This window comes from Pararhizobium sp. (assembly GCF_965279435.1).
Lineage (GTDB): Bacteria > Pseudomonadota > Alphaproteobacteria > Rhizobiales > Rhizobiaceae > Pararhizobium.
Genome location: NZ_CBDIHY010000003.1, coordinates 1,189,182 through 1,201,507, shown reverse-complemented (window position 1 = coordinate 1,201,507; position 12,326 = coordinate 1,189,182). Strand labels below are relative to the sequence as shown.

Sequence of the window (12,326 nt, the reverse complement as noted above, 5' to 3'; positions counted from 1 at the left end):
GCAACGGGCCGCCGCGTATCAGAATCCGTTATTCGGAAACGCTCAGGAAGCGGCTCAGGTGCTGGTTTGCAGCATTGTCCTGCCAACCCTTCACCCTGCTGGACACCAGCCAAAGGTCAGCCTGGGTCAGGAACGGTGCAATCGGCTGTTCCTTCATCAGCAACGCTTCAGCTTCGTGAAGCGTCTTGGAACGGGCAGCCGGATCGGTTTCCTCGTAGGACTTCTTCATCAGAGCGTCGAACTCGGGGTTTTCGAAATGGCTGTAGTTGAAGGTCTTGTTCGAAGAGGCGCTGAGCGCCAGGAAGTTCTCGGCATCCGCATAGTCGGCAACCCAGCCGGCGCGGGCGACGTTGAACTTGCCGCCTTCCTGCAGGTAGGCGTAGTGCGAGGAAACGTCGAGATTGACCAGTGACACCTTGGCGCCGAATGTGTTCTTCCACATGTCGGCAACGGCGGTTGCCACGCGCTCGTGGTTCGGGTTGGTGTTGTAGCGGATTTCGATCGCCAGCGGCTTGCCGCCTTCGCCGTAACCGGCTTCCTTCATCAGCTTCAGCGCTTCGTCTTCGCGGTCGAGCTGAGATTTGTCGGCGAAATCAGCCTTGGATGGATCGCCGTAACTTGCCATGCCCGGAGGTACCATCGAGTAGGCCGGCAGCTGCGAGCCCGAGTAGATTTCCTTGGCGAGGAAGTCGCGATCGACGGCCATGGACAGCGCGCGTCGAACGCGAACGTCGTTATACGGCTCCTGGCGGGTGTCGAAGTTGTAGTAGTAGGTGGCGAGCGTCGGCGAAACGTGAACCTGGTCGCCATGGGCTGTACGCAGGCGCTCCAGCTGGTCGGCCGAGAAGTTGTAGGCCAGGTCCATTTCCTTGGCCTCGAAGCGGCGCACGGAGGCTGCCTGGTCGTCGATCGGGTAGAAGATCACCTTGTCGATCTTGACGTTTGCCGCATCCCAGTAGGACGGGTTCTTTTCGGTTGTCAGGCTGTCGTTTGGCGTATGGGCAACGAGCTTGTAGGCTCCGTTGGAGACCATCACGCCCGGCTTGACGAAATCGGCGCCGTTCTTCTCGACACTGGCCTTGGAAACCGGCAGCGCGGTCTGGTGGGCAAGGAGCTCAAGGAAGAATGGGGTCGGGCGCTCAAGGGTGATTTCCACCGTCTTGTCGTCAACGGCTTTCACACCGAGCTGGTCGAGAGGCAATTCGCCCTTGTTGATCTTCTGGGCATTCTTGATCGGGAAAAGGATATTGGCATAACCGGCCGCAGTCTTCGGGTCTTCGACACGCTGGAGCGAGAAGACGAAGTCGCCAGCGGTAACCGGCGAACCGTCGGACCAGTTGGCACCGGCGCGCAGCTTGAAAGTGTAAACGAGACCGTCGTCAGACAGGGTCCAGCTTTCAGCGGCACCGGGAACGATCTTGCCGGCGGCATCATAGATCGTCAGGCCTTCATAGAGGTCCTTCAGAATGAATTCTTCGATGTTGATCGAGGTGTGGGCCTGGTCGAGCGTCTGTGGCTCGCCGGCATTGCCGCGGTGGAGGACGGTTTCTGCCAGCGCGGGGCTCGCACCGATGAGAATTGATCCAAGCAGCAGCGCTGCGCGGAGGTTGATTTTTGCCAGTGTCATTGTGTTTTCCGTCCCCTTTTTTTGGTTGTGAAGCGGCGATAGAATGCCAAAAATTTTCCAGTGGCAAGGCTCTTTATGTCGTCCATGGCGTCGCCATGTCGCTCGCGGACGGGTAATTATAGCGCCTTGGTTGCATTTCAATCTCGTCATTTTCCAGTCGAGTTGTGTCGTCTTGTACGGTCCTCAGAGGACCGCCCTGACAGTCCGCGCAAGCTTCCTGATTTTTTGCGGCGGTTTACGTAATATGCGTGCGCGAGAGGGCGCCTTGCGAAAGTGATCGTGCACAACGGCCTCGGGAACGTTTCGAAAAGCTGCCAAGATGAGCGCACGTAGGGACCGGGTGATGCGGTTGTATTTCAATTTCAGGTTGTTTTTCGTGCGTCAGCAAAAAAATGCAGGATAATTTGCCAGAACACGCGACCTGTAACGTTTCCGGATGCCCAGTGGCTGCATTTCCGCCGTTGTAGCGGTTGCCAAACCCGGATCATCAATTATGGTGCCCTGGAAAAACCACGCACATTCGCCAGGAGGCCTGGTCGCGATACCAGTTGGCTTTTGTGGAGAGCACTTCTGCTCATGTGGAGAATAAGGTGTGCATCGTGATCAGGAACGATGTGCTGAGATAACGGGAGACTTCTGACGATGGCATTGATCACCTTGCGGCAGCTTTTGGACCATGCCGCTGAAAACAATTACGCGCTGCCCGCGTTCAACGTGAACAATCTGGAATATATCCAGGCTGTCATGCGCGCCGCCGATGCCACGGATTCTCCGGTCATCCTGCAGGCAAGCCGTGGTGCCCGCGCCTATGCAGGCGATGCGTTCCTGCGTCATCTGATCCTCGGTGCCACCGAAGAATATCCGCATATCCCGGTCTGTCTGCATCTCGACCATGGCGACCAGCCCTCGACCTGCATCTCGGCGATCACCAACGGCTTTACCTCCGTCATGATGGACGGGTCGCTTCTGGCTGACGGCAAGTCGATCGCGTCCTATGAGTACAATGTCGGCGTCACCGCCGAAGTGGTGAAGATCGCCCATGCCGCCGGCGTTTCGGTCGAAGGTGAACTTGGCTGTCTCGGCAATCTGGAAACGGGTGCCGGCGAAAAGGAAGACGGCCACGGCTTCGAAGGCAAGCTGTCCCGCGAGGAATTGCTGACCGATCCGGAACAGGCTTTCGATTTTGTCGAAAAGACCGGCGTCGATGCGCTGGCCGTCGCCATCGGCACGAGCCACGGTGCCTACAAGTTTACCCGCGCGCCGGACGGCGAAATCCTGTCGATCGACACCATTGCCCGAATCCACAAGCGCCTGCCGAACACCCATATGGTCATGCACGGCTCGTCCACGGTTCCGCAGGATCTGCAGGACCTGTTCAACGAATTCGGCGGCCAGATGAAGCAGACCTGGGGCGTGCCGCTCGCAGAAATCCAGAAGGCCATTCCGCTGGGGGTCCGCAAGGTCAATATCGATACCGACCTGCGCCTCGCCTTCACCGGTGAAATTCGCAAACATCACCTGCAGAACCCCGATAACTTTGATCCGCGCAACTACCTGAAGCCTGCGACCGCCCGCATGGTCGAAGTCTGCAAGGAGCGTTTCATTGCCTTCAACACAGCCGGCCAGGCATCGAAAATCCGCGTCAAGCGTCTGCCCGATATGGCAAAGGCCTATTCAAAGGCTGGCTGAAGACGCATTGTGGCGGGAGGTTTTTCCGCCACATCCCGCCTCGAGGGCAATCGCATGAGCTTCCCGCTGTTTGATCTGGCCGGCCGGCGCGCGCTGATTACCGGCTCCAGCCAGGGTATCGGTTTTGCCTTGGCGGAGGGCCTCGCTGCCCATGGCGCCGAGATCGTCGTCAATGGCCGTGATGTCGAAAAGGTCGAAGCGGCTGTCTCCGCTCTCAGGGGTAGCGGCCATGTCGCCAATGCTGCTGCATTCGATGTGACCAGCAGGGATGCCGCTGCTGAGGCTGTCGATATCATCGAGAGCGAAATCGGCGCGATCGATATCCTGATCAACAATGCCGGCATGCAGTTCCGCTCGCCGCTGGAAGATTTTCCGGCCGACAAATGGGAGCAATTGCTGGCAACCAACATTTCCAGCGTCTTTTATGTCAGCCAGGCCGTTGCCCGCTTCATGATCGGCCGGGGGCGGGGAAAGATCGTCAATGTCGCCTCGGTTCAGAGCGAGCTCGCCCGTCCCGGGATTGCGCCCTACACCGCGACCAAGGGTGCAGTGCGCAACCTGACGCGCGGTATGTGCGCCGATTGGGCGCGTCACGGATTGCAGATCAACGCGATCGCACCCGGCTATTTCAGGACACCGCTCAATCAGGCGCTGGTCGATAATCCGGAGTTTTCAGGCTGGCTGGAAAAGCGTACACCCGCAGCGCGCTGGGGAAATGTCGAGGAGCTGGTTGGCTCGGCGGTGTTCCTGGCGAGCAACGCTTCTTCTTTCGTGAATGGACACACGCTTTATGTCGATGGCGGTATCACCACCTCTCTCTGAAATTCCGGGCCTGCCGGTGATCGTCATGGGCGTCAGCGGCTGCGGCAAGACTTCGGTCGGTGAGCGTCTGGCGTTAGCGTTGAACTGCCGGTTTATCGAGGGCGACAGCCTGCACCCGGCTGCCAATATCGAGAAAATGTCGGCCGGCATTCCGCTTGGAGACGACGACCGGTGGCCGTGGCTCGATCATATTGGCAGCCTGATCGGTGATAGCGTCGCGCGCGGCGAACGGGTTATCGTCTCCTGTTCGGCGCTGAAGAAAGTTTATCGTGACCGCTTGCGGATTGAGGCCGGTGGCCGTCTGGCCTTCGTTTTCCTGGAGGGATCACGCGCCGTTTTCGACAAACGCATGAAGGCCCGCGCCGGTCATTTCATGCCCGCATCGCTGCTCGACAGTCAGTTCGCGACGCTGGAGCCGCCAACTGGCGAGCGTGATGTCGTGACTGTCGACGTTGATCAGACCGTCGAAGAGATTGCCGGGAAGGCCCTGACCGGACTGCAAGATTTGCCGACGCGCTGAGGTCAGCCCAAGGGCAAAAGCGCTTTACATCGCCGCCCGCCTTTGATCTGTCAGACGGCAAGATTGTCTGGATTTCAAGGGAAGAGGAAAGATGAAACTTTTGCGCTACGGGCCGTTGGGCTCCGAAAAGCCGGGTATTCTCGACAAGGACGGCCAGATCCGCGACTTGAGCGGCATCGTTGCCGATATTGGCGGTGACGCAATCAGCGACATGGGCTGGGCGAGGGGGCTGGATATCGACAGCCTGCCGGTGGTTAGCGGCAGTCCGCGTCTTGGTGCCTGCGTTGCCGGGACCGGGAAATTCATCTGCATCGGCTTGAACTATGCCGACCATGCCGCCGAAACCGGTGCCACGGTGCCGCCGGAGCCGGTCATCTTCATGAAGGCGACCTCGGCTATTGTCGGTCCGAACGACGACGTCCTCATTCCGCGCGGTTCGGAAGCGACCGACTGGGAAGTCGAGCTCGGTGTGATCATCGGCAAGAATGCCAAATATGTTTCCGAAGCGGATGCGCTGGAGCATGTTGCCGGCTATTGCGTCATCAACGACGTCTCCGAGCGCGATTTCCAGACCAAGCGTTCGGGACAGTGGACCAAGGGAAAATCCTGCGACACGTTTGGCCCGACAGGCCCGTGGCTGGTGACCAAGGACGAGGTTGCCGATCCGCAGAACCTCAAGATGTGGCTGACCGTCAATGGTGTCAGCAAGCAGAACGGGTCATCCAAAACCATGGTCTACGGTGTCGCCCATGTGGTCAGCTATCTCAGCCAGTTCATGAGCCTGCATCCCGGTGACATCATTTCGACGGGAACACCGCCCGGCGTCGGCATGGGCTTCAAGCCGCCGCAATATCTGAAAGACGGCGATGTCGTCGAGCTGGGTATCGAGGGCTTGGGCACGCAGAAACAGACCTTCGTCGCCGACATCTGATTGCTGCCGCAAATTCGGGGAGGGCGCGTGTTTTGGCATTGCGCCCTTTTTCGTGCCGTCAGGTTTCGAGCTTCAGCTTGACGCGGTCGGCGGCAAAGCGGGTGCGGGAAAACTGCACAGGAACCCCGTCCGGATCGGCATTGATCGCCGTTGCCGCGATGACGATGGCGCCGGGCGAAAGCCGGAGCAGCACCAGTTCATCGGCATCGGCGTGGCGGGCGACGAGTTCCGTCGATACCCGCACGTAGTCGGCCAGGCCCTGCGCTGCGAAAGCCTTGGTGATCGAGCCGAGCCTTTCGAACTGTTCGGCCATCTGCCCGAACCGTTCCATCGGGAAATAGCTGGTAGAGCAGGATAACGGGCGTCCATCGGCGCTGCTGACAAGGTCCAGCTGAACACAGGCCGTTCCCGGCGCGATCTGCAATCCGCTCGCAACGTCTCCCACGGCTGGCAACGTCGCATGGGCGAGCAATTTGGCTTCGATATCGCGCGCCTGATCGCCAAGCCCCTGTGAAAACCGCGTGCGTCGCGAAATCGGAAAACTCAGCCGCTCCTTCCGTTGGATCATCGTGCCCCGGCCCTGGATGGCTTGAACCAGTCCCTCGTCGGCAAGAGCGGCAAGGGCGCTGCGCACGGTATGGCGGTTGACGCCGAACTGCGCGGCGAGCACAGTTTCGGGCGGAACCATGCCTGTCTGGTCGTGATCGCCATTGCTGATCGACAGCCGTATCAGATCGGCGATCTGCCGCCACAGGGCAACGCCGGTCTGCCGTTCGACTGTCTTTTTCGCATTCATGTCACAAGCCCGTCACGTTGTGGTTCTAGAAGAAAGCATCAGATGTATAGTTGTCTAGCGTAATAGACATTTCGGACGGAAGCAATGGACGCGATCAAACAAAATACCGGCACGGCGGTGAACGGGCGCAAACGGATCATGGGCCTTCTGGCCCGAGCCTCCGGTGAGGAGCTGCAGGCCAGCTGGCTGGCCATCGAGCCCAAACCGGATGTGCATCCGGTCCGTGGTCCCGAAACCGGTCTCGTCATGGTGCGCGGCCGCATCGGTGGCGGTGGCGACCCGTTCAATCTCGGAGAGGCAACCGTCAGCCGCGCTACGGTGCGGCTCGGTTCCGGCGAAATCGGCCATGGCCAACTGCTTGGCAACGACCGGGAAAAGGCGCGTCTCGCCGCCATCTTCGACGCGCTTCACCAGCGGCCGGAACATCGTAGCGCTGTCGATCAGCTGATCGATGCGGTGGAAAGCCGCATCGAAGCGGATGACCGCAAACATGCCGAACAGACTGCGGCAACACGGGTCGATTTCTTCACCATGGTCCGGGGAGACAACTGATGGGTGCTCACACCGAAATCCACGCCAGCGCCTATGCCGGCGCGTTCACCGATCCGGTCTTCCAGTCGCAGTCGGTTTTCCGCGCACTGATGGATGCCACGGCCCGGCCGGGCACGATCCTGCAGCTCGGCGCCTCTGCCACGCCGCCTGCACCGCTTGGGGCCGGTGCTGGTGCGATTGCCCTCACGCTTTGCGATGACGGTACGCCCGTATGGTTGACCAGTGCGCTCGCTCAATCCTCCGTTCCTGCCTGGCTGTCCTTCCACACCAGCGCACCGGTGACCGATATCAAGCCGGACGCCCGTTTTGTCTTCATCGAAGCCGGTGGCATCGTTCCGGGTTTCGACCAGTTCGCTCTCGGCACGCAAGAATACCCTGATCGCTCGTCCACGCTGGTGATCGAGATCGCTTCGCTTAACGGCGGACCAGAATTCGTGGCCGCCGGCCCGGGGATCAGGGACGAGATCATCGTTGCCCCTCAAGGCCTGCCGGACATCTTCCTGACGCTCTGGGCCGAAAACCGGGGTCTGTTTCCCCGTGGCATCGACCTGATCCTCGTTGCCGGCACGGATGTCCTGTGCCTGCCGCGCACCACCAAACTTCGCCGCCGGGAGGTCTGATCCATGTATGTTGCTGTCAAGGGCGGCGAAGCCGCTATCGCCAACGCGCACCAGCTCCTCGCCGACCGCCGCCGTGGTGACCGGTCACTGCCGGCCATTTCGATCGACCAGATCGTTGCCCAGCTGGGCCTCGCGGTCGATCGCGTCATGGCGGAAGCCTCGCTCTATGATCGTGAACTCGCAGCTCTTGCCGTGCGCCAGGCGCGCGGAGACATGATTGAGGCGATCTTCATCCTGCGCGCCTATCGCACCACCCTGCCGCGTTTCGGCATGTCGGTGCCGGTCGATACGGCCAAAATGAAGATCGAGCGCCGTATCTCGGCGACCTACAAGGACCTGCCGGGCGGCCAGCTGCTCGGGCCGACATTCGACTACACCCACCGCCTGCTCGATCCGTCGCTGCTGACCGACGAGCCTGTGGCCGAGCCGCTGCGCCGGACGGCGGATGAGAGCTCGATGATGCGGGTCTCCGACATCCTCGCCGGCGAAGGCCTGATCGAGAGTGACGGCCAGATGCCGGAGGATCATGTTCCAGGCGACCTTACCCGCGAGCCGCTGGAATTTCCGCTGAACCGCGACCTGCGTCTGCAAGCTTTGGCGCGCGGCGATGAAGGCTTCCTGCTGGCACTCGCCTATTCCACCCAGCGCGGCTATGCCCGCACCCATCCCTTCGTCGGCGAAGTGCGTATCGGCGAAGTCGAGGTCGAACTCGATATTCCCGAACTTGGTTTTTCCGTATCGCTTGGCCCGGTGCAGGTGACCGAATGCCAGATGGTCAACCAATTCCAGGGCTCGGCCAAGAACCCGCCGCAGTTCACCCGCGGTTATGGCCTGGTGTTCGGCCAGAGCGAACGCAAGGCGATGGCGATGTCGCTGGTCGACCGGGCGCTGCGTGCCGAGGAGTTCGGCGAGGATATCGTCGCTCCGGCGCAGGACGAAGAATTCGTCATTTCGCATTCCGACAACGTCCAGGCGACCGGTTTCGTCGAGCACCTGAAGCTGCCGCATTATGTCGACTTCCAGGCCGAGCTCGATCTCGTCCGCCGCATGCGCGCCGAATATGATGCACGAAACGGGGTGGAGAAAAACGACCCCATTCGGGATGCGGCCGAATGATCGAGGACCTCTCCCACATCACCTTCGTCGTCAGCGATCTCGAGCGCATGACCGACATTCTGCAGACGGTCTTCGGCGCGAAACAGGTCTATGCCAGCGATGAGATGCAGTTTTCGCGTTCGGCGGAAAAGTTCTTCACGATCGGTGACCTGTGGATCGCCATCATGCAAGGCGAAAGCCTCAGCGAGCGCACCTACAACCACGTCGCGTTCAAGATTCGCGACGAGGATGTCGACATCTATCTGGAGCGCATCCAGTCGCTGGGCCTCGATCTCATGCCGCCGCGTCCGCGCGTCGAAGGCGAGGGCCGCTCGATCTATTTCCACGATGCCGACAACCACCTGTTTGAGCTTCACACCGGCACCCTTGCCGAGCGGCTCTCCACCTATTCCCGTTTGAAGGAGGCAGCCGAATGACGGACCTTGCCACATACAACTTCGCTTACCTCGACGAGCAGACCAAGCGGATGATCCGCCGGGCGATCCTCAAGGCGATTTCGATACCCGGCTATCAGGTTCCGTTCGCATCGCGCGAAATGCCCATGCCTTACGGCTGGGGGACCGGCGGCGTTCAGGTGACGGCGGCGATCCTTGGGCCCAAGGATGTTCTGAAGGTCATCGACCAGGGCGCCGACGACACCACCAATGCCGTGTCGATTCGTGCCTTCTTCCAGAAGGTCGCCAATGTGGCCGTTACAACCAAGACCCGCGAAGCGACGATCATCCAGACGCGCCACCGCATTCCGGAGGAGGCACTGACCGCCGGCCAGACGCTGGTCTACCAGGTTCCGATCCCTGAACCGCTGCGTTTCCTCGAGCCGCGCGAGACCGAAACGCGAAAAATGCACGCGCTGGAAGAATACGGCCTGATGCATGTAAAGCTTTACGAGGATATTGCCCGCAACGGCCATATCGCCACGACTTATGCCTATCCGGTCAAGGTCGAGGGCCGCTACGTCATGGACCCTTCGCCGACGCCAAAATTCGACAATCCGAAAATGCATATGTCGGAAGCCTTGCAGCTGTTCGGTGCCGGCCGCGAAAAGCGCATCTACGCGGTTCCGCCCTATACCGACGTCGTCAGTCTCGATTTTGAGGATCATCCGTTCGAGATCCAGCATTTCGACAAGCCCTGCGCGCTGTGCGGCGCCGAGCAGGTCTATCTCGATGAAGTCGTTCTCGACGACAAGGGCGGGCGCATGTTCGTTTGCTCCGATACCGACCATTGCGAGGATCGCCGCGAACATGGGCATGCGGGCGAGATGCTGGCACGCCAGGAGGCTGCGGAATGAGGCGGTCGGCAGATGACTTTACCCTCCCCTTGAGGGGGAGGGTCGGACCGCAGGTCCGGGGTGGGGTGATCCTTTTTCCGTCCGTGATCATCACCCCCACCCGCCGCTTTGCGGCGACCTCCCCCCTCAAGAGGGAGGTAGATACGAGCCTGCAGCCATTTTCAAACATGGAAACCGCCCCATGACCCAGACACCGCTTCTCAAAGTCAACGACGTGTCAAAATTCTACGGTAGCCGCATCGGATGCCGCAACGTCTCCTTCGAACTTTGGCCCGGTGAAGTTCTTGCCATCGTTGGTGAATCCGGATCCGGCAAGACGACGTTGCTGTCCTGTCTCTCCACCCGGCTGATGCCCAGTTCCGGCATTGTCGAATACCATATGCGCGACGGCCATTACCGCGATCTTGCCCGCATGGGCGAGGCGGAGCGCCGCTTCCTGATGCGCACCGATTGGGGTTTCGTGCATCAGAACCCGGCGGATGGCCTGCGCATGACCGTGTCGGCAGGCGCCAATGTCGGCGAGCGGCTGATGGCGGTCGGCGACCGGCACTATGGCAATATCCGCGCCACGGCGGCTGACTGGCTGCGCCGTGTCGAGATTGAGGAAGACCGCATCGACGATCAGCCCCGCGCCTTTTCCGGCGGCATGCGCCAACGCCTGCAGATCGCCCGTAATCTGGTGACGTCCCCACGTCTCGTGTTCATGGATGAGCCAACCGGTGGTCTCGATGTTTCGGTTCAGGCCCGTCTGCTCGACCTGGTGCGCGGCCTTGTCCATGACCTCGGTCTCTCGGCGATCATCGTCACCCACGACCTTGCCGTCGCCCGTCTTCTCTCGCACCGGATGATGGTGATGAAGGATGGTCTGGTGATCGAGCAGGGGCTGACCGACCGGGTGCTCGACGATCCGCGCGAGCCCTACACCCAGCTTCTCGTATCCTCGATCCTTCAGGTGTAACCATGGCCACTCCCCTCGTTGTTTCCGAAGTCGCCAAGAGCTTCACCATGCACCTGCGCGACGGTATCCGGCTGCCGGTCGTCAATGGCGTGTCGTTTTCCATCAAGAAAGGCGAATGCGTCGTACTCGGCGGTCCGTCCGGCGTCGGCAAGAGTTCGATCCTGAAGATGCTGTATGGCAATTACGGCGTCGATGCCGGCCAGATCCTGATCGAGCATCAGGGTCATCTGGTCGATCTTGCCCAGGCAGCACCGCGTGCTGTGCTGGAAGTCCGGCGCGATACGCTGGGTTATGTCAGCCAGTTCCTGCGGGTTGTTCCGCGCGTGTCGGCACTCGATGTCGTTGCCGAGCCGCTTGTGGCGCGCGGCGTTGATCAGGCTGTCGCGCGTGAAAGAGCGTCCGAACTGCTGGCGAAACTCAACCTGCCGCGCGAACTCTGGCAGTTGCCGCCGGCGACCTTCTCGGGCGGCGAGCAGCAGCGCGTCAACATTGCCCGTGGCTTCATTACCGATCATGCGATCCTTCTGCTCGACGAGCCGACGGCATCGCTCGACGCCACAAACCGTCGTGTCGTCGTCGAGATGATTGCCGCCAAGAAGGCTGAGGGTGTTGCCCTGCTCGGGATCTTCCATGACGAGGAAGTCCGCGACGCCGTCGCCGACCGCATTCTCGATGTCTCCGCGTTCTCGCCGAGGAAGGCTGCCGCATGAGCCAGAAACTCAGCGAAGAGCCGACGATCCATCCAACCGCCACCGTCAATCAATCGACCCTTGGACGGTATACGGAAGTGGGCGATCGTTGCCGCCTCGACGAGGTCGAGTTCGGCGACTACTCCTACATTGAGCGCGACGGGATGATCTGGTGCGCAACGATCGGAAAGTTCGCCAATCTGGCGGCATCCGTTCGTATCAACGCCACCAACCATCCGACCTGGCGGGCAACGCTGCACCATTTCACCTACCGCGCCTCGAACTACTGGCCGGATGCCGATATGGAGCAGGATTTCTTTGCCTGGCGCCGCGAAAACCGTGTCGTCATCGGTCACGACGTCTGGATCGGCCATGGTGCGACGGTGCTGCCCGGTGTGACGATCGGCAACGGTGCGGTTGTCGGTTCGGGGGCCGTCGTCTCCAAGGATGTGGCGCCCTACACCATCGTCGGTGGCGTTCCGGTCAAGCTGATCCGCGAACGCTTCGGCAAGGAGATTGCCGGCCGCTTCGAGAAACTGGCCTGGTGGGACTGGGATCACGCCAAGCTGCGCGATGCCCTCGACGACTTCAGAATGCTGAATGCAGATGCATTCCTTGCCCGTCACAATGCCTGATCTTTAGCCCGCTAATCCCCGCCTTTGCGGGGATTGTGGACTGTAACAAAAACAACATCGAACTGACATTCCCCCTTCAT

At 60.6% G+C, this 12,326-nt stretch carries 14 protein-coding genes; 12 read left to right on the top strand and 2 right to left on the bottom strand.

Annotation, left to right across the window (positions count from 1 at the left end; all coding sequences use genetic code 11):
• Positions 1-28: 28 nt before the first annotated feature.
• Entirely contained in the window at positions 29-1,627 is a 1,599-nt protein-coding gene (locus ACQY8Q_RS11345) for a peptide ABC transporter substrate-binding protein (protein WP_428426674.1), read from the bottom strand.
• A gap of 642 nt (positions 1,628-2,269) precedes the next feature.
• On the opposite strand from ACQY8Q_RS11345, the gene fba reads away from it, so the two are divergent.
• From fba to ACQY8Q_RS11325, 4 genes are all read left to right on the top strand, one after another.
• Positions 2,270-3,316, top strand: coding sequence for a class II fructose-bisphosphate aldolase (gene fba, locus ACQY8Q_RS11340; RefSeq protein ID WP_428426673.1), 1,047 nt, complete (start codon positions 2,270-2,272; stop codon positions 3,314-3,316).
• 54 nt (positions 3,317-3,370) lie between these two features.
• Complete coding sequence (locus ACQY8Q_RS11335; protein WP_428426672.1) at positions 3,371-4,138, top strand: SDR family oxidoreductase; 768 nt, start codon at positions 3,371-3,373, stop codon at positions 4,136-4,138.
• Positions 4,113-4,658 carry a gluconokinase gene (locus tag ACQY8Q_RS11330; RefSeq protein ID WP_428426671.1) on the top strand — a complete coding sequence of 182 codons (546 nt, stop codon included), beginning with the start codon at positions 4,113-4,115 and terminating at the stop codon, positions 4,656-4,658. Before ACQY8Q_RS11335 ends, ACQY8Q_RS11330 begins: the two co-directional genes overlap by 26 nt.
• Before the next feature lie 91 nt (positions 4,659-4,749).
• Positions 4,750-5,589, top strand: a complete 840-nt coding sequence (locus ACQY8Q_RS11325; protein WP_428426670.1) for a fumarylacetoacetate hydrolase family protein — start codon at positions 4,750-4,752, stop codon at positions 5,587-5,589.
• Positions 5,590-5,647: 58 nt separating this feature from the next.
• On the opposite strand, the gene phnF is transcribed toward ACQY8Q_RS11325, so the two are convergent.
• Positions 5,648-6,385: a phosphonate metabolism transcriptional regulator PhnF gene (gene phnF, locus ACQY8Q_RS11320; RefSeq protein WP_428426669.1), complete on the bottom strand. Its 738-nt coding sequence runs from the start codon at positions 6,383-6,385 to the stop codon at positions 5,648-5,650.
• Positions 6,386-6,469: 84 nt separating this feature from the next.
• Between phnF and phnG the strand changes: the two genes are divergently transcribed.
• The 8 genes from phnG (at position 6,470) to ACQY8Q_RS11280 (ending at position 12,246) form a co-directional block, all read left to right on the top strand.
• A complete protein-coding gene (phnG, locus tag ACQY8Q_RS11315; protein ID WP_428426668.1) occupies positions 6,470-6,937 on the top strand; it encodes a phosphonate C-P lyase system protein PhnG in 468 nt (155 codons plus the stop codon).
• Entirely contained in the window at positions 6,937-7,557 is a 621-nt protein-coding gene (phnH, locus tag ACQY8Q_RS11310; protein WP_428426667.1) for a phosphonate C-P lyase system protein PhnH, read from the top strand. The genes phnG and phnH overlap by 1 nt, the downstream gene beginning before the upstream one ends.
• A 3-nt stretch (positions 7,558-7,560) precedes the next feature.
• A complete protein-coding gene (locus tag ACQY8Q_RS11305) occupies positions 7,561-8,673 on the top strand; it encodes a carbon-phosphorus lyase complex subunit PhnI (RefSeq protein WP_428426666.1) in 1,113 nt (370 codons plus the stop codon).
• On the top strand, positions 8,670-9,089 hold the full coding sequence (gene fosX, locus ACQY8Q_RS11300; RefSeq protein WP_428426665.1) for a FosX/FosE/FosI family fosfomycin resistance hydrolase: 420 nt from the start codon (positions 8,670-8,672) through the stop codon (positions 9,087-9,089). Before ACQY8Q_RS11305 ends, fosX begins: the two co-directional genes overlap by 4 nt.
• Positions 9,086-9,964: an alpha-D-ribose 1-methylphosphonate 5-phosphate C-P-lyase PhnJ gene (locus ACQY8Q_RS11295; RefSeq protein ID WP_428426664.1), complete on the top strand. Its 879-nt coding sequence runs from the start codon at positions 9,086-9,088 to the stop codon at positions 9,962-9,964. The genes fosX and ACQY8Q_RS11295 overlap by 4 nt, the downstream gene beginning before the upstream one ends.
• Before the next feature lie 181 nt (positions 9,965-10,145).
• Entirely contained in the window at positions 10,146-10,922 is a 777-nt protein-coding gene (phnK, locus tag ACQY8Q_RS11290) for a phosphonate C-P lyase system protein PhnK (RefSeq protein ID WP_428426663.1), read from the top strand.
• A 2-nt stretch (positions 10,923-10,924) separates the two neighbouring features.
• Positions 10,925-11,632: a phosphonate C-P lyase system protein PhnL gene (gene phnL, locus ACQY8Q_RS11285; RefSeq protein ID WP_428426662.1), complete on the top strand. Its 708-nt coding sequence runs from the start codon at positions 10,925-10,927 to the stop codon at positions 11,630-11,632.
• Positions 11,629-12,246, top strand: a complete 618-nt coding sequence (locus tag ACQY8Q_RS11280; protein ID WP_428426661.1) for a DapH/DapD/GlmU-related protein — start codon at positions 11,629-11,631, stop codon at positions 12,244-12,246. Before phnL ends, ACQY8Q_RS11280 begins: the two co-directional genes overlap by 4 nt.
• Positions 12,247-12,326 lie beyond the last annotated feature (80 nt).

What these genes read in the sequence shown, in the direction of transcription:
- ACQY8Q_RS11330 (WP_428426671.1), top strand. Translation starts at nt 4,113, where the DNA reads ATGGCGGTATCACCACCTCTCTCTGAAATTCCGGGCCTGCCGGTGATC.
- phnK (WP_428426663.1), top strand. Translation starts at nt 10,146, where the DNA reads ATGACCCAGACACCGCTTCTCAAAGTCAACGACGTGTCAAAATTCTAC.
- fosX (WP_428426665.1), top strand. Translation starts at nt 8,670, where the DNA reads ATGATCGAGGACCTCTCCCACATCACCTTCGTCGTCAGCGATCTCGAG.
- phnL (WP_428426662.1), top strand. Translation starts at nt 10,925, where the DNA reads ATGGCCACTCCCCTCGTTGTTTCCGAAGTCGCCAAGAGCTTCACCATG.
- phnH (WP_428426667.1), top strand. Translation starts at nt 6,937, where the DNA reads ATGGGTGCTCACACCGAAATCCACGCCAGCGCCTATGCCGGCGCGTTC.
- fba (WP_428426673.1), top strand. Translation starts at nt 2,270, where the DNA reads ATGGCATTGATCACCTTGCGGCAGCTTTTGGACCATGCCGCTGAAAAC.
- phnF (WP_428426669.1), bottom strand. Translation starts at nt 6,385, where the DNA reads ATGAATGCGAAAAAGACAGTCGAACGGCAGACCGGCGTTGCCCTGTGG.
- ACQY8Q_RS11305 (WP_428426666.1), top strand. Translation starts at nt 7,561, where the DNA reads ATGTATGTTGCTGTCAAGGGCGGCGAAGCCGCTATCGCCAACGCGCAC.
- ACQY8Q_RS11295 (WP_428426664.1), top strand. Translation starts at nt 9,086, where the DNA reads ATGACGGACCTTGCCACATACAACTTCGCTTACCTCGACGAGCAGACC.
- ACQY8Q_RS11325 (WP_428426670.1), top strand. Translation starts at nt 4,750, where the DNA reads ATGAAACTTTTGCGCTACGGGCCGTTGGGCTCCGAAAAGCCGGGTATT.
- ACQY8Q_RS11345 (WP_428426674.1), bottom strand. Translation starts at nt 1,627, where the DNA reads ATGACACTGGCAAAAATCAACCTCCGCGCAGCGCTGCTGCTTGGATCA.
- ACQY8Q_RS11280 (WP_428426661.1), top strand. Translation starts at nt 11,629, where the DNA reads ATGAGCCAGAAACTCAGCGAAGAGCCGACGATCCATCCAACCGCCACC.
- phnG (WP_428426668.1), top strand. Translation starts at nt 6,470, where the DNA reads ATGGACGCGATCAAACAAAATACCGGCACGGCGGTGAACGGGCGCAAA.
- ACQY8Q_RS11335 (WP_428426672.1), top strand. Translation starts at nt 3,371, where the DNA reads ATGAGCTTCCCGCTGTTTGATCTGGCCGGCCGGCGCGCGCTGATTACC.